Source organism: Streptomyces smaragdinus (genome assembly GCF_009604385.1).
Taxonomy (GTDB): domain Bacteria; phylum Actinomycetota; class Actinomycetes; order Streptomycetales; family Streptomycetaceae; genus Streptomyces; species Streptomyces smaragdinus.
Map to the genome: position 1 here is coordinate 41,566 of NZ_WEGJ01000031.1, position 22,575 is coordinate 64,140.

The 22,575-nt window shown below is 71.8% G+C and carries 21 protein-coding genes and 1 riboswitch; of the genes, 4 read left to right on the forward strand and 17 right to left on the reverse strand.

From position 1 onward, the window contains the following. The first annotated feature begins 24 nt into the window (after positions 1 to 24). The gene (locus SRB5_RS27440) at positions 25 to 1,083 is read left to right on the forward strand and encodes a hypothetical protein (protein WP_153456122.1); all 1,059 of its coding nucleotides are present in this window, start codon (positions 25 to 27) and stop codon (positions 1,081 to 1,083) included. A gap of 1 nt (position 1,084) precedes the next feature. Here SRB5_RS27440 and SRB5_RS27445 read toward each other — a convergent pair whose 3' ends face one another. The 5 genes from SRB5_RS27445 to SRB5_RS27465 all read right to left on the reverse strand — a co-directional run bounded on the left by SRB5_RS27445 (position 1,085) and on the right by SRB5_RS27465 (position 6,512). Continuing rightward, entirely contained in the window at positions 1,085 to 2,311 is a 1,227-nt protein-coding gene (locus SRB5_RS27445; protein ID WP_153456123.1) for a hypothetical protein, read from the reverse strand. 29 nt (positions 2,312 to 2,340) lie between these two features. Beyond that, positions 2,341 to 3,369: a C40 family peptidase gene (locus tag SRB5_RS27450; protein ID WP_323378565.1), complete on the reverse strand. Its 1,029-nt coding sequence runs from the start codon at positions 3,367 to 3,369 to the stop codon at positions 2,341 to 2,343. 154 nt (positions 3,370 to 3,523) lie between these two features. Then, on the reverse strand, positions 3,524 to 4,543 hold the full coding sequence (locus tag SRB5_RS27455) for a C40 family peptidase (RefSeq protein ID WP_323378582.1): 1,020 nt from the start codon (positions 4,541 to 4,543) through the stop codon (positions 3,524 to 3,526). Between the two features lie 340 nt (positions 4,544 to 4,883). After that, positions 4,884 to 6,248: an NYN domain-containing protein gene (locus SRB5_RS27460; RefSeq protein ID WP_323378566.1), complete on the reverse strand. Its 1,365-nt coding sequence runs from the start codon at positions 6,246 to 6,248 to the stop codon at positions 4,884 to 4,886. A 21-nt stretch (positions 6,249 to 6,269) separates the two neighbouring features. Next, positions 6,270 to 6,512, reverse strand: a complete 243-nt coding sequence (locus SRB5_RS27465) for a hypothetical protein (RefSeq protein WP_153456125.1) — start codon at positions 6,510 to 6,512, stop codon at positions 6,270 to 6,272. Positions 6,513 to 6,653: 141 nt separating this feature from the next. Between SRB5_RS27465 and SRB5_RS27470 the strand changes: the two genes are divergently transcribed. Beyond that, positions 6,654 to 6,935: an Lrp/AsnC family transcriptional regulator gene (locus SRB5_RS27470; protein WP_153456126.1), complete on the forward strand. Its 282-nt coding sequence runs from the start codon at positions 6,654 to 6,656 to the stop codon at positions 6,933 to 6,935. A gap of 4 nt (positions 6,936 to 6,939) precedes the next feature. Here SRB5_RS27470 and SRB5_RS27475 read toward each other — a convergent pair whose 3' ends face one another. The 6 genes from SRB5_RS27475 to ctaE all read right to left on the reverse strand — a co-directional run bounded on the left by SRB5_RS27475 (position 6,940) and on the right by ctaE (position 13,982). Then, positions 6,940 to 8,289, reverse strand: a complete 1,350-nt coding sequence (locus SRB5_RS27475; RefSeq protein ID WP_153456127.1) for an aminotransferase class V-fold PLP-dependent enzyme — start codon at positions 8,287 to 8,289, stop codon at positions 6,940 to 6,942. 43 nt (positions 8,290 to 8,332) lie between these two features. Beyond that, a riboswitch (SAM riboswitch) is annotated at positions 8,333 to 8,448 on the reverse strand. Between the two features lie 100 nt (positions 8,449 to 8,548). After that, positions 8,549 to 9,601, reverse strand: a complete 1,053-nt coding sequence (gene trpD / locus SRB5_RS27480) for an anthranilate phosphoribosyltransferase (protein ID WP_153456128.1) — start codon at positions 9,599 to 9,601, stop codon at positions 8,549 to 8,551. A gap of 192 nt (positions 9,602 to 9,793) precedes the next feature. After that, positions 9,794 to 11,428 carry a cytochrome bc1 complex cytochrome b subunit gene (gene qcrB, locus SRB5_RS27485; RefSeq protein ID WP_153456129.1) on the reverse strand — a complete coding sequence of 545 codons (1,635 nt, stop codon included), beginning with the start codon at positions 11,426 to 11,428 and terminating at the stop codon, positions 9,794 to 9,796. Beyond that, positions 11,425 to 12,465 (reverse strand): cytochrome bc1 complex Rieske iron-sulfur subunit, encoded by a 1,041-nt coding sequence (gene qcrA / locus SRB5_RS27490; RefSeq protein WP_228390490.1) that lies wholly within the window; start codon positions 12,463 to 12,465, stop codon positions 11,425 to 11,427. The genes qcrB and qcrA overlap by 4 nt, the downstream gene beginning before the upstream one ends. Before the next feature lie 20 nt (positions 12,466 to 12,485). Next, positions 12,486 to 13,301 carry a cytochrome bc1 complex diheme cytochrome c subunit gene (gene qcrC, locus SRB5_RS27495; protein WP_323378567.1) on the reverse strand — a complete coding sequence of 272 codons (816 nt, stop codon included), beginning with the start codon at positions 13,299 to 13,301 and terminating at the stop codon, positions 12,486 to 12,488. Between the two features lie 60 nt (positions 13,302 to 13,361). Then, the gene (gene ctaE / locus SRB5_RS27500) at positions 13,362 to 13,982 is read right to left on the reverse strand and encodes an aa3-type cytochrome oxidase subunit III (RefSeq protein WP_153456131.1); all 621 of its coding nucleotides are present in this window, start codon (positions 13,980 to 13,982) and stop codon (positions 13,362 to 13,364) included. A 253-nt stretch (positions 13,983 to 14,235) separates the two neighbouring features. Between ctaE and SRB5_RS27505 the strand changes: the two genes are divergently transcribed. After that, positions 14,236 to 14,640 carry a hypothetical protein gene (locus SRB5_RS27505; protein WP_153456132.1) on the forward strand — a complete coding sequence of 135 codons (405 nt, stop codon included), beginning with the start codon at positions 14,236 to 14,238 and terminating at the stop codon, positions 14,638 to 14,640. A gap of 61 nt (positions 14,641 to 14,701) precedes the next feature. On the opposite strand, the gene SRB5_RS27510 is transcribed toward SRB5_RS27505, so the two are convergent. From SRB5_RS27510 to ctaC, 4 genes are all read right to left on the reverse strand, one after another. Beyond that, entirely contained in the window at positions 14,702 to 15,970 is a 1,269-nt protein-coding gene (locus tag SRB5_RS27510; RefSeq protein WP_153456133.1) for a L,D-transpeptidase, read from the reverse strand. Positions 15,971 to 16,076: 106 nt separating this feature from the next. Further along, the gene (locus SRB5_RS27515; RefSeq protein ID WP_323378568.1) at positions 16,077 to 16,475 is read right to left on the reverse strand and encodes a cytochrome c oxidase subunit 4; all 399 of its coding nucleotides are present in this window, start codon (positions 16,473 to 16,475) and stop codon (positions 16,077 to 16,079) included. After that, positions 16,472 to 18,202, reverse strand: a complete 1,731-nt coding sequence (gene ctaD / locus SRB5_RS27520) for an aa3-type cytochrome oxidase subunit I (protein WP_153456134.1) — start codon at positions 18,200 to 18,202, stop codon at positions 16,472 to 16,474. The genes SRB5_RS27515 and ctaD overlap by 4 nt, the downstream gene beginning before the upstream one ends. Beyond that, positions 18,199 to 19,155 carry an aa3-type cytochrome oxidase subunit II gene (gene ctaC, locus SRB5_RS27525; RefSeq protein WP_323378569.1) on the reverse strand — a complete coding sequence of 319 codons (957 nt, stop codon included), beginning with the start codon at positions 19,153 to 19,155 and terminating at the stop codon, positions 18,199 to 18,201. Before ctaC ends, ctaD begins: the two co-directional genes overlap by 4 nt. Before the next feature lie 278 nt (positions 19,156 to 19,433). Here ctaC and SRB5_RS27530 point away from each other — a divergent pair, with 278 nt between their 5' ends. Then, on the forward strand, positions 19,434 to 20,816 hold the full coding sequence (locus tag SRB5_RS27530) for a cysteine desulfurase/sulfurtransferase TusA family protein (RefSeq protein ID WP_323378570.1): 1,383 nt from the start codon (positions 19,434 to 19,436) through the stop codon (positions 20,814 to 20,816). A gap of 59 nt (positions 20,817 to 20,875) precedes the next feature. Here SRB5_RS27530 and SRB5_RS27535 read toward each other — a convergent pair whose 3' ends face one another. Further along, entirely contained in the window at positions 20,876 to 22,246 is a 1,371-nt protein-coding gene (locus SRB5_RS27535; protein ID WP_153456136.1) for a hypothetical protein, read from the reverse strand. A gap of 95 nt (positions 22,247 to 22,341) precedes the next feature. After that, positions 22,342 to 22,569, reverse strand: coding sequence for a hypothetical protein (locus SRB5_RS27540; RefSeq protein WP_153456137.1), 228 nt, complete (start codon positions 22,567 to 22,569; stop codon positions 22,342 to 22,344). Positions 22,570 to 22,575 lie beyond the last annotated feature (6 nt).

Sequence of the window (22,575 nt, forward strand, 5' to 3'; positions counted from 1 at the left end):
GCTATACGTCGGGCAGGTCCCGCGTTGCTGCTGTACGTGGTCGTGCGGCTGCTGGGCCTCATCACCCTCGCGCTGTGGTCGGACCGGCCCGAGAAGGGCGTGACGCGGCTGCTGTCCGAGCGGTGGGACTCCCTCTGGTACGTGCGTGTGGTCGAGGAGGGCTACGGGTTCACCCTGCACGCGGCGGACGGGCGTGTGCTGTCGGACCTGGCGTTCTTCCCCCTGCTGCCGTGGCTGGAGGAGGCGCTGTCGCGGCTCACGCCGCTGACGCCCGGGGGTGCGGGGCTGCTGGTCTCCGCCGTGGCGGGGATCGCGGCGGCGGGCGGGCTGTACGCGGTCGGGGAGCTGCTGTACGGGCGGCGGGCGGGGGTGGCCCTCGCGGTGCTGTGGGCGGCGCTGCCGGTGGCCGTCGTGCAGTCCATGGCGTACTCCGAGTCCCTGTTCACCGCGCTGGCGGTGTGGTCGCTGTACGCGGTGCTCACCGGGCGCTGGGCCGGCGCCGGGACGCTGGCCGCGCTGGCGGGGCTCGCGCGGCCGGTGGGGGCGGCGGTCGCGGCGGGGGTGTGGCTGGCGGCGGTGGTCGCGTGGCGGGAGGGACGGGCGGGGTGGCGGCTGTACGCGGGGATGGCCCTCGCGCCGGTGGGGGGCCTGGGGTATCTGGTGTGGGTGGGGGTGCGGACGGGGGATCCGTTCGGGTACTTCGCGGTGCAGGAGGCGTGGGGGAACGGGTTCGACGGGGGGCTGGCGTTCGCGCGGTTCATCGGGGGGCAGTCGGTTCTCGCGGGGGCGGGGCTGGGTGCCGGGGTGGGGCTGCTGGGGTGGGCGTTCGTGCTGGGGGTGCGGCAGAAGCAGCCGCCGGCGCTGCTGGCGTACACCGCGCTGGTCGTGGTCCTGGCGCTGGGCGCCTCGGGGTTCATCGGCTCGAAGCCCCGGCTGCTGCTGCCCGCGTTCCCCCTGCTGCTGCCGGCCGCCGTCGCGCTGGCCCGGGCCCGTCCCGCCGTCGCCTGGACGACGGCCGCGGCGCTCACGGCGGTGTCGGCGGTGTACGGGGCGATCTGGCTGACGGGATCGGGGCCGCCGTAGCTCAGCCCAGCTCCGTACGCAGATACTCCCGCCACAGCCGTACGAACTCCGCCCGCCCCACGCCCAGGCGCGTCCGCAGCGCCCGCTCCACCGCGTCCCCCGGCGCCGGGTCGCCGCCCACCGCGCGGTAGACGTCCCGCAGCGCGTCGTCGCCCCACCGCACGGCGATCAGCCGGCACGCCAGCCACGACGCCTCGTACGCCCGCGCCAGCCGGTCCGCGTCCCCGTCGAAGCGGAAGTCGCCGTCCGACGGCAGCGCCCCCGGCGTCTCCCCCCGGGCGAGCGCGGCCGCCAGCTCCGGCGCCGCCAGCCGCGGCGTGGTGGGCCCGCCGAGATACCCGGCCCAGTCGGCGAACCCCTCGGAGAGCCACAGCGGCGTCCCGGGCCCGGTGACCGCGCGGGTGGCCACGTGAGCCGTCTCGTGCGTCAGCACGATCCGCCGGCCCAGCTCGCCGAGGGTGCGGTACGCGTCCGGGTTGATCACCACCCGGTCCGCCGGGGCGCCCGGCGCGCCGCCCGCCGTCTCGCCGGTGGTGACCGCCGCGATCCCCTGGTAGCCGGACGCGGGCGCCTGCAGGAGCGCCGCCATCCCGTCGACGGAGGACGGCACGAGGATCACCACCCGGCGCCCCCAGTCACCGTCCCAGGCGTCGTCCGCCAGTCCCACCGACCGGTCCGCGGCCGTGCGTATCTCCCGCAGCCGCTCCCGCGCCCCGGGGCCGGTGCCGACGCCCAGCACCAGGCTGCGCGCGCCCCGCTCGGCCAGCACCCGCCCCTGGTCCCACAGCTGCGGCGGGCCGCCGCCGGGGGCCTCGCCGGTGACGTACCAGCGCCCGTCGCGCTCGCCGAACAGCAGCGGCTCCCGGACGACGACGGAAGCGGTGTCGTGGCCGCGCAGCCGGTAGTCGAGCTCGACGTCCGCCCGCAGCCGCCCGGACGGCTCCCGTACCGGCGCCGAGACCAGGCGGTAGCGCCACTGCGCCAGCGGCACCTCCGCGAGGTTGTCCAGCAGGGCCGCCTGCCGCGTCCGGTACGCCGCCGCGCGCGGGTCCACGGTGGCGAGGAACGCCCCCGCGTCGTGCCCGAGCACCGCCCGGGCCCGGGCGTCGAGCAGCCGGCGCACGGCGGCGTCCGGATCGCGGTCGCCGGGCGCCCCGGCACAGCTCGCCGTCAGACACAGGACGAGCAGCGCCAGGAGGGCGGCGAGCGGGCGGGGGGTGGGACGCACCCGACCGATCGTAGGGCAGGACGGAATGGTCAGGGCCGGGTGACGGAGGCGATCGGCATCATGTCCACCGGGTCGTACCGCACCCGCGCGCCGGGATACGGCGCGTGCACGACCTGGCCGTTGCCCATGTACATCCCGACGTGGCTGGCGTCCCCGCGGTACGTGACCAGGTCACCGGGCAGCGCCTGGCGCAGCGGCACCTGGCGGCCCGCGTACCGCTGCCCCTGCGAGGTGCGGGGCAGCGCCACGCCCGCCGCGCGGTACGCCCACTGCGTCAGGCCCGAGCAGTCGAAGCCGCCGATGTCGCTGCCGCCCCAGACGTACGGGGTGCCCACGGCCCGGCGGGCGGCGGCGACGGCCGTCGCGGCGCGGGCGGAGGACGGGACGGCGGAGCCGTAGCCGGGGAAGTCGGACCAGGCGCCGCGGCCGGCGGCGAGGCGGTCCATGCCGGGGAGGGTGGCCGCGAGGCGGCGGGCCTCGGTCAGCCGGTCGTTCACGGCCTGCTTGTCGCGGGCGAGGTCCTCGCGGGTGCGCTCCAGGTCCTCGAGGACGCCGGTGGCCTCCGCGCGCTCGCGGGCCAGCGTGCGCTGGGTGCGCTGCAGCCGGTGCAGGCGGCCGCTCTGCAGGCTGCTGATGCGCTCCAGGGTGGCGGCGCGCTCCAGATAGCCCTCGGGGTTCTCCGACAGCAGCAGGCTCAGCTGCGGGTCGACGCCGCCGGAGCGGTACTGGGCGCCGGCCACCGCGGCGAGGTCGCCGCGCATCGCGGCGAGGAGTTCGGCGCCGCGGGCGGCCCGGTCCTGCAGCCGCCGCGCCCGGTCGTTCAGCCGGTCCACGCGCTCCTTGACCGCGTTGTACCTCTCGGTCGCCCGCTCGGCCTGCGCGAAGAGCTCCTGCACCCGTGTCTCGGGGCTCGCGGGCGGGGCCTCGGGGGCGGCGGAGGCGAGGGAGCCGCCGAGCGCGGCCGCCGCGGTGGCCGCGGCCGCCGTGAGCACGGTGGCGCGCAGTCCGCGGACGGCCGGGAGGGCGCCGGACTGGGTGGGTCGTCGGTGAGATGACACGCCGGAGAATGTAACGGGCGCGCTCGCACCGGGGCCAAGGACCGTACGGGGGACGGGAAGTGACGCTCCGCCACCCCCGCAGGTCACCACCGCCCCGGGGCGTCACCCTTCGTACGCGGGATTCCCTCGTACGGGCGGCATGTCGCAGTCGGGGTCAGCCGACCCGGACGGCGCCCATGTACGGCATGCTGTGCAGCGGCGCGTAGGTGATGCCGGTGGTCGGGTTCGAGGCGTGCACGATCTGGCCGTTGCCGGCGTACATGCCGACGTGGTGCAGGTCGCTGTAGTAGAAGACCAGGTCGCCGGGGGCGAGCTGGCTCTCCGATATCTGGGTGCCCGCGCCGCTGTACTGGGCCTGCGAGGTACGCGGGATGCCGACGCCGGCGGAGGCGTACGCGGCGGAGGTCAGGCCCGAGCAGTCGAAGGAGCTGGGGCCGGTGGCGCCGTACACGTACGGCAGGCCCACCTTGGAGGCGGCGAAGGACAGGGCCGCGGAGGCGCGCGAGGAGGACGCGGGGGCGTTGCCCAGGTCCGGGCGGGAGGTGCTGCGGCTGGCGGCGTTGGCCTCGGCGAGCTCCGCCCGCTCGGCGGCCGTCAGCTTGTTCAGCACTTCCTGCGCGGCGGAGAGCTTCTTCTGCACCTCGGCCTTGCGCTTGCCGAGCTCGGTGCGGGTCTGCTCGAGGTCCTGGAGCTTCTGGCCGGCCTCCTGACGCTGCTGGGTCAGGGTGCGCTGCTTGGCGGAGATCTGCTTGAGCGCGTCGGCCTGCTTGGTGCCGAGCTGGTCCAGCGCGGACGCCTTGTCGAGGTAGGAGTCCGGGTCGGAGGAGAGGAAGAGCTGGACGGACGGGTCGACGCCGCCGCCGCGGTACTGGGCGGCCGCGAGGGCGCCGAGTCCGTCGCGGAGCTCGTTGAGCTCCTCCTGGCCGCGGGCGACCTGGTCCTGGATCTTCTCGACCTGGTCGGTGAGCTTCTCCTGGTGATCCTTGGCGGCGTTGTACTTCTCGGTCGCCGCCTCCGCCTGCTCGTAGAGCGCGTCGACCTTCTTCTTGACCTCGCTCTTGGAGGGCTCGGCGTGAGCCGCCTGGGAGGTCAGTGCGACGGCCGCCGCGGCACCGGCGGTGAGGATGGACACGCGGGTGCGGTTCGGGGCCTTGGGTCGACGGTGGGACGCCACGGAGGCGAGCTCCTCTTCCTTCAGCCGCCTCGCCGCGATGGGGCCGCGGTTGGGCGGGACCTTCGTCGCCACCCCGTGTGGGTGATCGACTGTACGAAGGTTCGAGGCCGACATTAGTGATGTAGTTGTGATCGGATCAAATCCTTGCGGCGATTTTCTGCCCGCGAAACGCGTTTCTTTACTCACATCGCACAGGCAGTGACAAGCACTTGACGGCGCGCGATGGACACAGCGGCCCGAACCCCGTCTCTCGCGGGCCTATTCGGACATTCGCCCCGTTCAACACCTTGCCGGGCTGAAAGCGATCAAGCGCGTACGAGGGTCACGGCACCCCGTAACGTCACGTTCTGGCAAGGCGTTTCAGCAGCAGCGCCGAGGCGACGGGCCGGGCGCCGGCCTTCGCGACGCCGTCGGCGACCTCCTTGTCGGTGGAGACCACCACCACCGGCCTGCCGGGCGGCTCCGCCCGTACCAGCCGCCGGATGAGCTCGTCCGCCGTCTCCCCCGGCTTGCTGAACAGCACCCGCACCCCGCGCGGCGGCGCGAGCAGCACCGGCGCCGCCAGCTCCGCCCCGTCGAACACGCAGGTCATCTCGGCGCCCGTCTGGGCGGCGAGCACGGCGAGGCCGCCGAGCAGCCGCAGCCGCTGCTTGTCCAGCGGCATCGTGGGATAGCCGGTCTTGGTGACGTTGTAGCCGTCCACCACCAGATGCGCCTGGGGCAGCGCGAGCAGCTGGTCCAGCAGCGCCGGGTCGGTCTCCGACAGCGCCCGCGCGGCGATGTCCCTGGGCGACATCTGCCCGGGCGCGACCGCCGAGACGGTGTCCGCGGGCCGGCTGGCCGCCGGGGGCAGCGCCAGCTCGCGGCGCAGCCCCTGGGCGGCGTCCAGCACCGTGTCGAGCAGCAGCCGCAGCCGCATGTCCTCGACCGACCGCCCCTCGCGCACCGCCCGCCGGCCGGCCTCCACCGACGCCTCGAGCTCCGCGACCCGGGACCGCAGCCGCCGCGACTCGCCCTCGGCCGCCCCCAGCTGGGTGGCCGCCTCGGCGCGGGCGGCGGCCAGTTCGGCCTCCAGCTTGCGCACCGCCGCCTCGCCCCGTTTGACGTCGCTCATCGCGGAGCGGAGCTTACGGGCCAGGGCGTCGCTCTCCCGGCGCAGCGCGTCGTGCTCGCCGCGTACCCGCTCGGCCTCCTTGCGGGCCGTGGACCGGGCGGCGGCCAGCTCCTCGCGCAGCCGCTCCAGCTCCCGGCCGGTCTCCTCGTCGACCCGCTCGGCGTGGGCCCGCTGCTCCTCCTCGCCGGCGGCGGCGATCAGCTTGACCCAGCCCTCCGGCCGCAGCACGTACGCCAGCGCGGCCACGTCCACCGGGTCGGCGGCGGCCGGCAGGCTGCCGCTCTCCACCGCCGCGGCCAGCTCCGGCTGCAGCTCGCGCAGCTTCACCGCGATGCGCTGGCGGAACACCGGCTCGTTCTCCAGCGCCGCCGCCATCGCGTTCCCCGCGAACTTCGCCCGCCGGGACGGGGTGAAGCGCGCGTACTGCCGCAGCTGCGTGGGCAGCTCGGCGACCGTCAGCCCGCCGAAGCACTCCCCCGCCAGCGCGATGACACGGCGCCGTACGGGCTCGGGCAGCGGACGGTCGAGCGCCTCGCCGGACGTCGTCTGCTCGTCCGGCGAGGTGTCCGCACCGCCGGTACGTTCCACCACGCCGCCTGTCACCCGCCTCGGTCAGGATTCCGCGCCGCCGGGGCGGGCGACGAGTTCGATCCGGTCCACCGCGTTGCACCAGCGGCAGCGCACGGACTCGATGGTCTCACTCAGGACCTCGCGCTCCTCCACCTTCGGCTCACCGGCCAGGTCGAGATGCACGTACTCCACCGACCGGGACGAACGGGTGACGTCGAAGCGCGTGAGGTTCCCGCACAGCGCGCAGCGCCATCGGGTGTCCGCCGTGGGTACGGGTACCGCCATCGCCTTGTTCCGTCCTCGGTAGTCGGGTCTCGTGTGCAACCCTAACGGCCCGCACGCCCGAAGAGGGCGGCCGGATAGAGTGCCGTTCGTGCGGGCGTGCCGTACATGTGCAGCGGAGCGGCGGAGCGGAGACGAGCGGTCATGATTACTGCGATCGTGCTCATCAAGACGAGCGTGGACCGGATCCCGGAGATCGCCGAGGCGATCGCCGCGCTCGACGGGGTGAGCGAGGTGTACTCGGTGACCGGGGCGCACGACCTCATCGCGCTGGTCCGGGTGGCCCACCACGACGATCTGGCGGACGTCATCCCCGGCCGGATCAGCAAGGTCCCGGGCGTCGAGGCGACGGAGACCCACATCTCCTTCCGCACCTACTCGCAGCACGACCTCGAGGCCGCGTTCGCCATCGGCCTGGACGAGTAACGGCTCAGCCCGCCGTCAGCTCCGCCACCGCCGTGAGGAACCGCTCGATGTGCTCCTCCGGCGTGCCGGCGCCGAAGCTGACCCGGATCGCGTGCAGCGGGCTCCCGGCCGGTACGCCGTCGGCGGGCTCGTGGCAGCCGGCCGGCTCGTCGCGGTCGGTGCCCAGCAGCGTACGGACCAGGGGGTGCGCGCAGAACAAACCGTCGCGGACCCCGATGCCGTAGCGGGCGGACAGCTCCCGGGCGAAGGCGGAGCTGTCCTGGCCCGCGACGGTGAACGACAGCACGCCGACCCGGTCGGAGTCCTCCCCGAACAGCGACAGCACCGTCACGGCCGGGATCGCGGCCAGCCCCTCCCGCAGCCGCCCCAGCAGCCGCTCCTCGCGGGCCACCAGCGCCCCGAAGCCCGCCTCCGTCAGCGCCTTGCAGGCCGACGCGATGGCGTGGGCGCCCACCACGTTCGGCGAGCCGGCCTCGTGCCGGGCCGCCGAGGTGTGCCACGCGACGTCGATCCCGCCCCCCGCCCGCCGGGCGACCGTCCGGCTCGCCCCGCCGCCCGCGAGGTACGGCTCGGCCTCGGTCAGCCAGTCGGCGCGCCCGGCGAGGACGCCGGCGCCGAACGGGGCGTACAGCTTGTGTCCGGAGAACGCGACCCAGTCGACGCCGAGGTCCGTGACCGACACCGGGCGGTGCGGGGCGAGCTGGGCGGCGTCCAGGGCGATGCGGGCGCCGTGCCGGTGCGCGGCGGCGGCGAGTTCGCGTACCGGCCACACCTCGCCGGTGACGTTGGAGGCGCCGGTGACGCAGACCAGCGCCGGGCCGTCGTCGCCGCGGGTGGCGAGGGCGGCCTCGAGGACGCCGACCGCCTCGCGGGGGGAGCGGGGCGCGTCGAGATAGGTCACGGTGACGTCGGGGCGCCGCTCCCAGGGCAGCAGCGCCGCGTGGTGCTCGGTCTCGAAGACGAACACCCGGGTCCCGGCGGGCAGTACGGCGGCGAGGAGGTTCAGCGAGTCGGTGGTCGACCGGGTGAAGACCACCTGGTCCCCGTCCCGGCAGCCGAGGAACGCGGCGACGGTGGCCCGGCTCGCCTCGAAGAGCTCGGTGGACAGCTGGGAGAGGTATCCGGCGCCGCGGTGCACGCTGCCGTAGTACGGGAGATACGCGGCCACGTCGTCCCAGACCCGCTGCAGGGCGGGCGCGCTGGCGGCGTAGTCGAGCGCCGCGTACGGCAGCTCCCCGGAGAGCACGGGCACCCGCACGTCCCGCCCGAGCACGGGCAGTTCGGCCGACGAGGCCGACGGGGCGGCCGGGACCACGGCACGGGAGGGGGCGAGGGCAGCGGGATACACGGACATGACACATCTCCTCGACGACCAGGACCCCTGGCGATCTCGGAGGGATCCGCGCTTGCCGCAGACGGCTGTCTGCGGCCCGGTCATCACCCGGGGCACCCCGCCACGGACGGAGGGTTGCCGGACAGCGGGCCGGGGCCTGAATCGCTGTCACTCGTGACCTGCACAGCAGTATGCCACTTGATCACCGACGCGCAACACCGCCGTCCGGAGGCCGGACGGCGGTGCGGGAACGCGGGGGCGGGCTACCGCCGGAGGAACGTCAGGCGTTGGTGGCGGCCACCCACCGCTCCAGGGTGCGCTGCGCGGCCCCCGAGTCGATGGACTGCGCCGCCCGCGCCATCCCCGCGGCGAGCTGCTCCGCCAGCGGCGCGTCCGTCGGGTCGAGCGCGGTGAGCGCCGCCGCCGAGTTGAGCAGCACCGCGTCCCGTACGGCCCCCGTCTCACCGGCGAGCAGCCGGCGGGCGACGTCCGCGTTGTACGAGGCGTCCGCGCCGCGCAGGGCCTCCACGGGGACCAGCTCGATGCCGATGTCGCGCGGGTCGAACGTCTGCCGGGTGACCGTGCCGTCGCGTACCACCCACACCTGGGACGTGGCGGTGGTCGTCAGCTCGTCGAGGCCGTCGTCGCCGCGGAAGACCAGCGCGGAGGAGCCCCGTTCGGCCAGCACCCCGGCCATGATGGGCGCCATCCGGGCGTCGGCGACGCCGGTGGCCTGGGCGCCGACGCGGGCGGGGTTGGTGAGGGGGCCCAGGAAGTTGAACGGCGTGGCGACGCCGAGCTCCTTGCGCGCCATGGCGACGTGCCGCAGCGAGGGGTGGAACTTCACCGCGAAGCAGAAGGTGATGCCCGCCTCCTCGGCGACCTCGACCACCTGGTCCGGGGTGATCTCCAGATTCACCCCGAGCTTCTCGAGCACGTCGGAGGCCCCGGAGGCGGAGGACGCGGCCCGGTTGCCGTGCTTGACGACCTTGGCGCCGGTGCCGGCGACGACGATCGCCGACATGGTGGAGATGTTGACCGTACGGGCCCGGTCGCCGCCGGTGCCGACGATGTCGACCGTGCGGCCGGGGACCTCGATCAGATTGGCGTGGTCGTACATCGTACGGACCAGGCCGGCCATCTCGCCGACCGTCTCGCCCTTGGCCCGCAGGGCGACCGCGAAGCCGGCGATCTGCGCGTCGGTGGCCTCGCCGCGCATGATGCGGTCCATGGCCCAGGCGGTGTCGTCGGTGGTCAGGTCCTCGCGGGCCAGCAGCGCGCTCAGCACATCGGGCCAGGTGCGGCCGCCTCCGGCCGGTGTGGCAGCACTCATTACGGTCCCTCCTGTGCGTGGGCGCCCCACGGGCGCGGGATCGGCGTTGCGGTGTCCCGGGCAGCCTATCGGCGCCCGGACGCGCCGTGTGCCGCGAGCCCATCCCTCGGACGCCCTCGCGGGCACACGAACGGGCCCCGGCGCCTCCCTGGAAGGGGAGGAGCCGGGGCCCGCCGGTGGCTGTGCAGACCGTCAGTGGTGACCGTGGCCCGAGGTGATCTCCTCGTACTCGTTCACCGTGGGCTTCGGGATCTGGTTCTCCTCGCCGAAGTAGCCCTGCGACATCTTCACCCGGAGCTTCTCCACGAGGCTCTGCTTGCGCACCACGCCGTTGTCGTCGACCGACGGACCGGCCTCGAGGGCCGCGTACTGGTCGTGCGAGGTGAGGCGGTGCATCTCGCCCTGCGGCAGCGGCTCGTGCACCTCGATGAACTCACCGTGCGGCAGCCGCTTGATGATGCCGGTCTCGCGGCCGTGCAGCACCTTGTCGCGGTCGCGGCGCTGGAGGCCCAGGCACACGCGCTTGGTGAAGACGAACACCAGGAACGGCACCACGAACAGGCCGACGCGGACGAACCAGGTGATCGCGTTGATCGACAGATGGAAGTGGGTGGCCCACAGGTCGTTGCCACCCGCGATCATCAGCACGAAGTACGCGCTGATCCACGCCGCGCCGAACGCCGTACGGGTCGGCGCGTTGCGCGGCCGCTCCGCCATGTGGTGCTCGCGCTTGTCGCCGGTCAGCCAGGACTCGAAGAACGGGTACAGGGCGATCAGCGCCGGCAGGATGCCGACCACGACCAGCGGGATGAACACACCAAAGTTGACGGTGTGACCGAGGAAGTTCCACTCCCAGGCCGGCATCGCGCGGATGGCGCCCTCGGAGAAGCCCATGTACCAGTCCGGCTGGGCGCCGGTGGACACCTGGTCCGGCCGGTACGGGCCGAGCACCCACACCGGGTTGATCGACGTCGTGCCGGCGATGATCGCGATGACGCCGAAGACCAGGAAGAAGAAGCCGCCGGCCTTCGCCATGTACACCGGCAGGAACGGCATGCCGACCACGTTGTTGTTGGTCTTGCCGGGGCCCGCGAACTGGGTGTGCTTGTGGTAGAAGACCAGGATCAGGTGCGCGACCAGCAGGCCGAGCATGATGCCGGGGACCAGCAGCACGTGGATCGAGAAGAACCGCGGGATGACGTCGTTGCCGGGGAACTGACCGCCGTAGAGGAACATCGCGATGTACGTGCCGACGATCGGCACGGCCAGGATCGCGCCCTCCATGAAGCGGACACCGGTGCCGGACAGCAGGTCGTCGGGGAGCGAGTAGCCGGTGAAGCCGGCGACGCAGCCCAGGACCAGCAGCAGGAAGCCGAACAGCCAGTTCAGCTCGCGCGGCTTGCGGAACGCGCCGGTGAAGAAGACGCGCAGCATGTGCAGCGCCATGCCGGCCACGAAGATCAGCGCGCCCCAGTGGTGGATCTGCCGGACGAGCAGACCGCCGCGGGTGGAGAAGCTGATGTCCAGTGTGGAGGCGTACGCCTCGGTCATCCGCACGCCGTGCATCGGCGCGTAGGCGCCGGTGTACTCGACCTCCGCCATGGACGGGTGGAAGAACAGCGTCAGATAGACACCCGTGAGGATGACGATGATGAAGCTGTAGAGGCAGATCTCACCGAGCATGAAGGACCAGTGGTCCGGGAAGATCTTCCGCATGTTGGCCTTGGCCAGGCCGTAGATGCCGAGCCGGCCGTCCGCCCAGTCGGCGATCTTCTCGCCGGCGGGCGCCTTGCCGCGGCGGGTGCTCGTCGTTGTCGTGGTACTCATCCGCGCTCCCAGAAGCTCGGGCCGACCGGCTGCTCGAAGTCGCCCAGCGCCGTGAGGTAACCCTCGTCGTCCACGTCGATGCGCAGCTGCGGCAGCGGGTGGCCGGCGGGGCCGAAGATCACCCGTGCACCGTCGGACAGGTCGAACGTCGACTGGTGACAGGGGCACAGGACGTGGTGGGTCTGCTGCTCGTAGAGGCTGACGGGGCAGCCGACGTGCGTGCAGATCTTGGAGTACGCGAGGACGCCGTCGACACCGAAGTCGGCCGACTGCTGGTCCTTGATCTCATCCGGAGCGATCCGGACGAGCATCAGGGCCGCCTTGGCGATCTCCGTGTTGAAGTCGTGGTCCTCGTACTCCAGGCCCTCGGGCATGGCGAAGGACAGGGAGCCCGTCTCGATGTCCTCGGGCTTGAACGGCTCGTTGGTGTTCATGTTGATGAGCCGCTTGCCCTTGCCCCACAGGGTGTGCCGGAGCTTGTCCTCCGGCAGCGGGCCGAGGTCGCGCAGCAGTACGACACCGGTGAGCGGCACCAGGGCCAGCGCGCCGAACATCGTGTTGCGCAGCAGCTTGCGGCGGCCGAAGCCGGACTCGGCGGCGCCCTGCTGGAAGTCGGCGAAGACCTTGGAGCGGGTTTCCTCGTCGGCGGCGATCGGGTGCCGCTCGTCGGCGATCTCCACGTCCGACATCAGCGTGCGGGCCCAGTGGACCGCGCCGGCGCCGATGCAGAACAGTGCGATGCCCATGGTCACGCCGAGCATCACGTGCAGGATGCTGACGTGGCCCAGCGGCCACACGTAGCGGATGTCGTCGACGGGGAACGCGACGAAGCTCGCGATGAAGCCGACGGTCGCCAGCATCGACAGCAGGAACAGGAAGGCGACGACGCGCTCGGAGCGCTTGGCGGCCTTCTCGTCGATGTCCTGCTTGCGCGGCTGGTGCGCCGGCAGGCCCGGGTCGGCGAACGGGTGGTCCGCGCCCGGAACGGCTACCGTGCCCTCGGCGTCCTGCTCGTTCGGCAGGTGCTCAGGAGACATGTTGTTCTCTGATCCGCTACTCATGACTTCTTGGCCTTTGCGGTGTGCGCGGCTACCCAGACGGCGACCACGACGAGCGCGCCGAGGCCGAAGATCCAGCCGAAGAGCCCCTCGGCGACCGGGCCGAGACCCCCGAGGTCGAAGCCGCCCTCGCTGGGCGCCTCGTCGCCGTTGACCTCGTCGAGGAAGGCGATGATGTCCTGCTTGTCCTGGGACGACAGCGACTTGTCGGGGAAGGCGGGCATATTCTGCGGGCCGGTCTGCATGGCCTCGTAGATGTGCTTGGGGGCCACGCCGTCCAGCGGCGGGGCGAACTTGCCGTCGGTGAGGGCGCCGCCCTTGCCGGTGAAGTTGTGGCACTGCGCGCAGTTGGTGCGGAAGAGGTCGCCGCCGCGGGCCACGTCGCCGCCCGAGGGGGCGTAGGCCGCGGACTCGGGGACCGCGGGGCCGGGGCCCAGCGAGGCGACGTAGGCGGCCAGGGCCTCGATCTCGTCGTCGCTGTACACGCGCGGCTTGCGCGGCGCCTGGGCGCCGGGCTGCTGCAGCGGCATGCGCCCGGAGCCGACCTGGAAGTCGACAGCCGCGGCGCCCACGCCGACCAGCTGCGGGCCGTCGGTCGTGCCCTGTCCGCCGGTGCCGTGGCAGCTGGCGCAGCCGACCGTGAAGAGCTTCTTGCCCGTCTCGATCTTGTCCTGCTGCGAGGTGCTTTCACCCTGGGCCTGGGCCTTGTCCGCGGGGGCGAACGTGGCGTACAGCCCCCCGGTGGCCGCCAGCGCGATAAGTAGGACGACAAGCGCTGCCAGCGGATGGCGCCGTCGTGCGGAGAGCTTTTTCACGTCTACCCCGGTGTCGGATTTCGTACGTCGATGTGCTTCAGGTGCGTCCGGCCGGGCCGGTTACTTGATCATGTAGATCGTGGCGAAGAGGCCGATCCAGACCACGTCGACGAAGTGCCAGTAGTAGGACACGACGATCGCCGCGGTGGCCTGGTGGTGCGTGAACCTCTTGGCCGCGTACGTCCTGCCGAGGACGAGCAGGAAGGCAATGAGCCCGCCCGTCACGTGCAGTCCGTGGAAGCCGGTCGTCAGGTAGAAGACCGAACCGTACGGGCCGGAGGAGAGCGAGATGCCGTCCTCCTTGACCAGCGTCACGTATTCGGTCACCTGACCGCCGATGAAGACCGCGCCCATGATGAAGGTGGTCACGAACCACATGCGCAGCTTCTTCACGTCGCCGCGCTCGGCGGCGAACACGCCCATCTGGCACGTGAGGGAAGAGAGCACAAGGATGATCGTGTTGCCGAGCGCGAACGGGAAGTTCAGACTCTCGGTCTGACTGTCCCAGTAGTCGGCGCCCATCACCGATCGCAGGGTGAAGTACATCGCGAAGAGGGCCGCGAAGAACATCAGCTCGGAACTCAGCCAGATGATGGTTCCGACGCTGGTGAGGTTCGGCCGGTTGACCGACGGGTGCGCGTGCCCGGTTTCTACTGCAGTTGCTGTCGCCACGTCCGACATTATGTCGGTCCCTTATCCGCGGCTCACTTCGGGGGGTGCCAAATGGAGTGTCGGGCCCCCGCCCGGGTGTGCCGCACCACCGTACGGCGGTCACCCGCCCGGCGTACCGGCACCGTTCGGGGCGGGTACGGGACCCGATCTTGCACCCGTGAAGGGGTCCACCAAACGGGTCCTCGCGGAGTAGGCTCCGGCCAGCAGGACCTTTGGACACATGATGCACGGACAGCTCAGCGCTAGGTACACCGGAGGAACGATGCAGTCGACCGCCACGGTGCTGGTCTACAGCGACGACGCCAACACCCGCGAGCAGGTACGGCTCGCCGCCGGCCGCCGGCTCGCCGCCGATCTGCCCCCGGTGGAGTACGTGGAGTGCGCGACGCTCCCCGCCCTGCTGGAGGAGCTGGAGAAGGGCGGCATCGACGTCTGCGTGCTGGACGGCGAGGCGACGCCGGCCGGCGGGATGGGCGTGGCACGCCAGTTGAAGGACGAGATCTTCCAGGCACCGCCGGTGCTGCTGCTGATCGGCCGCCCCCAGGACTCCTGGCTGGCGACCTGGAGCCGCGCGGAGGCGGCCGTTCCGCACCCGGTCGACCCGGTGGCGCTGGCCGACGCCCTGGCGGGCCTGCTGCGCCGGAGCCTGGGCGCCGACGCCGCGTAGCCGGCGCCTCGGCCGGCCCGGACGGCCGGACCCGTCGCCCCCGGCGGTCCGGCCGTCGCCGTCAGATCTGCGGACGGAGCCGGGACGCATCGTTCGGGCTCTGCCCTTCGCGCGTCCCGGCGGTGAGCACGCTTCCCTCGCGCCACTTCTTCCAGGACACGTTCCAGTCCCCGAAGCCGTTGCCGAACGGGTCCATGTCCGCGCCGTAGCTGTTGACGACCTCGACGATGTCGCCGGGGCGGGCGTTCTCGTAGAACCACTCGGCGTCGCCCGTGGACATCCCGGTGCAGCCGTGGCTGACGTTGGCGGCGCCCTGGGAGCCCGTGGACCAGGGCGCGGCGTGCACGTACTCGCCGCTCCAGGTGACGCGGCTGGCCCAGTACACGTCCATGTCGTAGTCCTCGGACGTGCCGGCGACGCCGATGGAGGCGCCCCTCATCCGGACGTAGTAGGCCTGCTCGAGGATGACCTTCTTGCCGTTGCGGGTCTCGAACCCCGGCTTTCCCGTGGTGACGGGAATCTCGTTGATCAGCCGGTCGTCGCGGTAGAACGACATGTAGTGCGAGCCGGCGTCGGTGACGGCGACCACCTTGGAGCCGATCTTCAGCTCCAGCGGGTCCGTTTTGCCCGCGTACAGGCCCTCGCGCACCTTGATGCCCTCGAGGTTGCTGGTGAGCGTCACCTTGGAGTGGGCGGGCCAGTACTCCTTGGGCCGGTAGTGGAGTTCCTTGTCGTCGACCCAGTACCAGGCGCCCTCGACCTTGGGCGTGGACGTGACGCGCAGTCCGCGTTCGATGACGGCGCGCTGCTCCTTGTCCTTGACGCCCTTGTTCAGCTTCACCGTGAGCGGCTGTCCGACGCCGTAGGTGCCCTTCTCCGGACCGAACTCCAGTTTGAGGGGCTTGGACTTGCCGCTGTAGCCGCCGGTGCGGAAGGAGTACGTCCGGCGGCCCTGGGCCTCGGACTCGTCCTCGGTGCTGACCTGCACCGTGTAGCCGGCGTCGGCGGCCAGCGCGGTGACGGAGCGCCAGCGGGTGCCGTTCTCGCTGAGCTCGCCGCGCAGATAGCGACCGTGGGCGTCGCGGGCCACCACGTCGGTGATCCGGCCGCCGCTGCCGGTGGCCCGTACCTCGAGGGGTTTGCCCGGGTCCACCTTCTTGGATCCGTCCGCCGCGGCGCCGGCCAGCTCCACCTGGGTGGAGGCGTCGTACGGCTTGGCGGACAGGGGGTGCGAGGTCTGCGAACAGGCAGTGAGCCCCGCGGAGAGGGGAACCAGCAGAAGTGCGCAACTCGCGTGCGCCGCCGTCCGGCGTCGGGGGGTGTGGCTCATGCCCTAAAACTATGTAAATCATACTTATTGCACCCGCTGGGTGCTCCGAACGAGGCAGGCCCCCCACCCGGACGGGCGAGGGGCCTGCTGATCGGCGCCGCGGGACCTACTGGTTCTGGTCCGCGCCGCGGTAGTACTCAAAGACCCACCCGAAGATGCCCAGGACGATGAACGGGAGGGCGAAGAACGCGAGCCACCAGCCGATCGCGATGCTCAGGAACGCGATCGCGCCGCCGAAGGCCAGCGTCAGCGGCTGCCAGGAGTGCGGGCTGAAGAAGCCCAGCTCACCGGCGTCGTCGGCGACGTCCGCCTGCTTGTTGTCCTGCGCGCCGGTGTCGACCCGGCGGGCGGTGAAGACCAGGTAGAACCCGATCATGATCGACAGCGCGAAGGCCATGAAGAGGGCGGTGGTACCCGCCGGCTCCTTGGACCAGACACCGTAGACGACCGCGGCGATCAGCATGAACACCGACAGCCAGGCGAACATGTGCCCCTGGATTCTCACTTGACCGTCTCCGTTCCGCCGACGAGAACCTTGGTGCCGGCCCCGAGCTCCTCGGCCTCGAACGCGAGCTCCGGGTGATGCAGGTCGAACGCGGGCGATTCGGAGCGGATCCGCGGCAGGGTGAGGAAGTTGTGCCGGGGCGGCGGGCAGGACGTGGTCCACTCGAGCGAGCGGCCGTACCCCCACGGGTCGTCGACCTCGACCTTCTTGCCGTACTTCGCCGTCTTCCAGACGTTGTAGACGAACGGAAGCATCGACAGGCCGAGCACGAACGAGCTGATCGTGGAGAAGGTGTTCAGCGCGGTGAAGCCGTCGGCCGCCAGGTAGTCCGCGTACCGCCGCGGCATGCCCTCGACACCCAGCCAGTGCTGGACGAGGAAGGTGCCGTGGAAGCCGACGAACAGCATCCAGAACGTGATCTTGCCGAGCCGCTCGTCGAGCATCTTGCCGGTGAACTTCGGCCACCAGAAGTGGAAGCCGGCGAACATCGCGAAGACGACCGTGCCGAAGACGACGTAGTGGAAGTGCGCCACCACGAAGTACGAGTCGGAGACGTGGAAGTCCAGCGGCGGCGAGGCCAGGATGACACCGGTCAGACCACCGAAGGTGAACGTCACCAGGAAGCCGATGGTCCAGAGCATCGGTGTCTCGAAGGACAGCGACCCCTTCCACATCGTGCCGATCCAGTTGAAGAACTTCACGCCCGTCGGCACCGCGATCAGCATCGTCATGAACGAGAAGAACGGCAGCAGCACGCCACCCGTCACATACATGTGGTGCGCCCACACGGTCACGGACAGACCCGCGATCGAAATCGTCGCGCCGATCAGACCGATGTAACCGAACATCGGCTTGCGCGAGAAGACCGGGATGATCTCCGAGACGATGCCGAAGAACGGCAGCGCGATGATGTACACCTCGGGATGCCCGAAGAACCAGAACAGGTGCTGCCACAGCAACGCGCCGCCGTTGGACGGATCGAAGACATGGGCACCGAACTTGCGGTCCGCCTCGAGGGCGAAGAGCGCGGCGGCCAGCACCGGGAAGGCCAGCAGCACCAGCACACCGGTGAGGAGCACGTTCCAGGTGAAGATCGGCATCCGGAACATCGTCATGCCGGGAGCGCGCATGCAGATGATGGTGGTGATGAAGTTGACCGAGCCGAGGATCGTACCGAAGCCCGACATCGTCAGACCCATGATCCACATGTCGGAGCCCAGACCCGGCGAGCGGACCGCGTCCGACAGCGGGGTGTAGGCGAACCAGCCGAAGTCGGCGGCGCCCTGCGGGGTGAGGATGCCCGCCACGGCGATGATCGAGCCGAAGAGGTACAGCCAGTACGCGAACATGTTCAGCCGCGGGAACGCCACGTCGGGCGCGCCGATCTGCAGCGGCATGATCCAGTTCGCGAAGCCGGCGAACAGCGGCGTCGCGAACATCAGCAGCATGATCGTGCCGTGCATCGTGAACGCCTGGTTGAACTGCTCGTTCGACATCAGCTGCGTGCCGGGCCGGGCGAGCTCGGCGCGCATCAGCAGCGCCAGGACGCCGCCGATGATGAAGAAGACGAACGACGTCACGAGATACATCGTGCCGATCGTCTTGTGGTCGGTGGTCGTCATCCACTTGACCACGGTGCTGCCGGGGCTCCTGCGGCGGGCGGGCAGCTCGTTGTCGTACGAGTCGTCAGCCGTCGCGGCACCCTTGGTTTCGTTGAGGATGCTCATGACTTCTTGGGCTCCACGTTCCTGGCGTTCTCCGTCTGGGGAATGCCCGCGGGAATGTAACCGGTCTGGCCCTTGGCGGCCAGCTCCTTCAGGTGGGCCTGGTAACGCTCCGGCGAGACGATCTTCACGTTGAAGAGCATCCGGGAGTGGTCGACACCGCACAGCTCCGCGCACTTGCCGAAGTACGTGCCCTCCCGGCTGGGAGTCACCTCGAACGCGTTGGTGTGGCCGGGGATGACGTCCTGCTTCATCAGGAACGGCACCACCCAGAAGGAGTGGATGACGTCGCGCGAGGTCAGCACGAAGCGCACCTTCTCGCCCTTGGGCAGCCACAGCGTCGGGCCGGGGTTGTTGTTCTGCGGGTTGCGCGTGCCCGGGATGCCGTAGTCGTAGACACCGCCGCCGTCACCGGTCGGGATGGCCTCGAGCTGCTTGTCCGGGAGCGCGGCGAGTTCCTTGGGCGGGTTCGCCGGGTCCACGTCGCTCAGGTAGTTGAAGCCCCAGCTCCACTGGTAGCCCACGACGTTGATGACGTGCGTCGGCTTGGCCGTGGTCGCCACGAGCTTGCTCTCGTCCCGGGCCGTGAAATAGAAGAACACCGAGACGACGATGATGGGGACGATCGTGTACAGCGCCTCGATGGGCATGTTGTACCGCGTCTGAGCGGGGACCTGCACCTTGGTGCGGCTGCGCCGGTGGAAGATGACGCTCCACAGGATCAGGCCCCAGACCAGCACGCCGGTGGCGAGCGCCGCCGCCCACGAGCCCTGCCACAGGGAGAGGATCCGGGGTGCCTCCTCCGTGATCGGAGTCGGCATGCCGAGCCGGGGGAAGTCCTCCCAGGTATATGAGCAACCGGTAGCGGTTGCGAGGACCAGGCCCGCGGCCAGCGCCTGCGGCAGCCTCCGCCGCATCGTGCGCCGCGAGGAGCGGTCGGAGCCGTTGGGACTCACGTAGCGCCTTCCCGAGAGTCGCGGCCCGCACGTCGCGCCCTGTTCAGAAGGTGCTCGCGCGGGCAGGGGTATGGATGTTTACGCGGACCAAACCCTACTGGACGGCATTTCACGTCGCTCGGGGAGGGTGGCTTGACGGGGCCGGACGCGACCGAAGGGGTGACTGCGCCGTTCCGGGGGACGCCCCGCCGGGGGTCCGGGCCCGTCGCACCGGCGGCCGCGGGCCGGGTGGAACGGCGGCTGTCCGTGGGCCGTACGAGGAAGTTAGCGTGTTCGGCGTGAGCTACTTCGACGCCGCTTCCTCCGCCCCGTTGCACCCCGTCGCGCGGCAGGCGCTGCTCGCCGCGCTGGACGAGGGGTGGGCCGATCCTGCCCGGCTGTACCGGGAGGGGCGGCGGGCCCGGTTGCTGCTCGACGCCGCGCGGGAGACGGCCGCGGAGGCGGTGGGGTGCCGGCCGGACGAGCTCAGCTTCACCCCTTCGGGGACGGTGGCGTTGCACCGGGGCGTCGCGGGCGTGCTCGCCGGGCGGCGGCGGGTGGGGCGGCATCTGGTCGTGTCCGCCGTGGAGCATTCGGCCGTCCTCCATGCGGCCGAGTCCCTCGCCTCGGACGGGGGAACCGTGACCGAGGTCGGCGTGGACCGGCTCGGACGGGTGACGGCGGACGACTTCGCCGGCGCGCTGCGCGCGGACACCGCGCTGGCGTGTCTGCAGTCCGCGAACCACGAGGTCGGCACCGTGCAGCCGGCGGCCGAGGCCGCCGCGGCGTGCGCCGCCGCGGGTGTGCCGCTGCTGGTGGACGCGGCGCAGTCGCTGGCGTGGGGGCCGGTGGACGCGGGGTGGTCGGTGCTCGCGGGCAGCGCGCACAAATGGGGCGGGCCCGCGGGGGTGGGGCTGCTTGCCGTACGGAAAGGTGTTCGGTTCGCGGCCTCCGGGCCCGTGGACGAGCGGGAGTCGGGCCGCAGCCCCGGGTTCGAGAACCTGCCGGCGATCGTCGCCGCGGCGGCCTCGCTGCGTGCCGTGCGGGCGGAGGCCGGGGCCGAGGGGGCGCGGCTGCGGGAGCTGGTCGGGCGGATCCGCGCCTCGGTGCCGGAGCTGGTGGGGGACGTCGAGGTGGTGGGCGATCCGGTGCGGCGGCTGCCGCATCTGGTGACGTTCTCCTGCCTGTACGTGGACGGGGAGGCGCTGTTGCACGCGCTGGACCGGGAGGGGTTCTCCGTTTCGTCGGGATCGTCGTGTACGTCGTCGACCCTGACGCCCAGTCATGTGCTGCGGGCGATGGGGGTGCTGTCGGAGGGCAACGTGCGGGTGTCGCTGCCGCTGGGGACGCCTTCTTCCGAGGTGGACCGGTTCCTTGCGGTGCTTCCGGGGGTTGTCGCGTCGGTTCGGGCCGAGCTGGGGGCGCCTGCGGCGTCCGCCGGTTCGGGGGGTGCGTCCGAGCTGGTGGTGGATGCGCTGGGGAAGCGGTGTCCGTTGCCGGTGATCGAGCTGGCGAAGGTGATCGGGGATGTGCCCGTCGGGGGGACCGTCGCCGTTCTGTCGGACGATGAGGCGGCGCGGTTGGATATTCCTGCGTGGTGTGAGATGCGGTCGCAGGAATATGTGGGGGAATCGCCGCTTCCGGGCGGGGGGGCGGAGTTTGTCGTACGGCGGGTCGTGTGAGCGGTGACGGGGCCAGCGTCGGTCGGCGCTGCGCGCCTCGTCCTCAAACGCCGGACGGGCTATTGGGGGGCTACTTGCTTTTGCGTCGAGGCGTCCAGTAGGGCTCGGGTTCCCAGTGGTTCGGTCAGGTTTACCGTGCTGGTGAATTCTTTCGCGATCATTACGCACATCGCCCCCGGGTTCTTTTCCGTCCCGGTGACCAGGATTCGTACTTCCGAGGGCGTTTCCGTCGCCGATGCCGTATAGCGGCTGCATACGCTGCCCGAGAAGTGGACGGTCACCGACGAGCCCTTCGCCGTGTACGACGTGAGCGTCACCGCCCGGCGCGCCGTCGGGGAGGGCGAGGGGGCCGAGGGCGACGGCTGGTCGGACGCGAGGTAGCGCGGGGGCAGCGCCGGCCACGTCAGCGTGCCGTGGCCCGGGACCTCGAACAGCCACGACGGCACCAGCCCCGGACTGCCGTTCACCGGCCGCACCGCCAGCCCGAGTTCCACCCCGGACACCGGCAGCGGCGTGGGCTTCCTCCCCCGCGCACACGGCTGGACCTCACCCAGCCCGCCGTCCTTCCCCTGCACCCTCCCGGACGCGTGCGGCACCGGCGTCGCGCAGTCCGGCGCCGCCCCGCGGGCCGCCGTCGCGCCCCGCGCCCCGTTCAGCGCCCGCAGCGCCTGCGCCGCCCCGACCACGGGGTACGTGTCCCCCCGTACGGGCTCCGTCAGCTGTCCCGCGGCCTGAGTGATCATCCCGTCCGGCCCGACCGACAGCCGCGTCCGCCACCCCGACGTCGGCAGTCCCCCCAGCACCGGATCGACGTCCACCGTCCGCGACGCCCCCTGTGTCCGCGCGGCGTCGATCCGCGCCCCGGCGTACCCCAGCGCCCGCAGCACCGGCGCCACCGCGGCCTTCGCCGCCCGCTCCCCCACCGGGGCCACCCGCTCGGTGCACACGGTCGCCGACTCGCAGCGCGCCGGATCCGCGGGCCCGGCACAGTCCGTCCCGAGCCGGTACGCGCAGACGGCCGCACCGCCCCGGCCGTACGTCCAGGAGCCCGCCGCCGCCCGCCCCACCCACAGCGCGGACCCCACCCGCCACTCACCGCCCACCCGCCGCGGCTCCCCCCGCACGCCGAGGGCACGCGCCAGCCGGGCGACGGCCTCGGCCGGTACGGCACCGGTCGTCGCGTACACCGGGGCGGACGACGGACCGCCGGGCAGCTCACCGGTGGCCTTCAGCGGCACGCCGGCCCACTGCGACAGCCCGCCGCCGTCCGGCCCCAGCCTCAGCACGGGCGGGCCGTCGTCGGAGGAGGAGGGCGAGGGCGACGACGAGGGCTCACCGCCCGAGGCCGTCACGCACCCCGCCAGCAGCGCGGCCAGCGCGACGACAACAGCCGCCACCGGCCGCAGCCGGCCACGCCGGGGTTCGTCCACGCCTGGTCCGCCGCTCACGTCCGTCCGTCCGGTCATGCCGGTGGGACGGCGCTGCGGGCCGTTCGGTTCCGTACAGCTGTCCTACGAAGCTCCGGCTAGTCGCCGTACTCCGACATCCCGTTCAGCAGGGCGGCCGACCCCGGGGGGACCGTGATCCGGGCGAGCTCGCGGATCCGGGCGGGTGACAGCGGGGCCTGCCCCGCCGGGGACATCGAGGTCCAGTGCGGCGCCATCCGGGCGCAGTCGTCACGCAGCTCGGCCAGGCCTCCGTCCAGCTCCAGGGGAGCCTCGACGGACGCGTGGTGGTGCAGGTGCTTTGCCATATCTCC

Excerpts from the sequence above, each read along its gene's own strand:
- SRB5_RS27465 (WP_153456125.1), bottom strand. The coding sequence starts at position 6,512 with ATGGCGGTACCCGTACCCACGGCGGACACCCGATGGCGCTGCGCGCTG.
- SRB5_RS27470 (WP_153456126.1), top strand. The coding sequence starts at position 6,654 with ATGATTACTGCGATCGTGCTCATCAAGACGAGCGTGGACCGGATCCCG.
- SRB5_RS27475 (WP_153456127.1), bottom strand. The coding sequence starts at position 8,289 with ATGTCCGTGTATCCCGCTGCCCTCGCCCCCTCCCGTGCCGTGGTCCCG.
- trpD (WP_153456128.1), bottom strand. The coding sequence starts at position 9,601 with ATGAGTGCTGCCACACCGGCCGGAGGCGGCCGCACCTGGCCCGATGTG.
- qcrB (WP_153456129.1), bottom strand. The coding sequence starts at position 11,428 with ATGAGTACCACGACAACGACGAGCACCCGCCGCGGCAAGGCGCCCGCC.
- qcrA (WP_228390490.1), bottom strand. The coding sequence starts at position 12,465 with ATGTCTCCTGAGCACCTGCCGAACGAGCAGGACGCCGAGGGCACGGTA.
- ctaE (WP_153456131.1), bottom strand. The coding sequence starts at position 13,982 with ATGTCGGACGTGGCGACAGCAACTGCAGTAGAAACCGGGCACGCGCAC.
- SRB5_RS27505 (WP_153456132.1), top strand. The coding sequence starts at position 14,236 with ATGCAGTCGACCGCCACGGTGCTGGTCTACAGCGACGACGCCAACACC.
- SRB5_RS27510 (WP_153456133.1), bottom strand. The coding sequence starts at position 15,970 with ATGAGCCACACCCCCCGACGCCGGACGGCGGCGCACGCGAGTTGCGCA.
- ctaD (WP_153456134.1), bottom strand. The coding sequence starts at position 18,202 with ATGAGCATCCTCAACGAAACCAAGGGTGCCGCGACGGCTGACGACTCG.
- SRB5_RS27540 (WP_153456137.1), bottom strand. The coding sequence starts at position 22,569 with ATGGCAAAGCACCTGCACCACCACGCGTCCGTCGAGGCTCCCCTGGAG.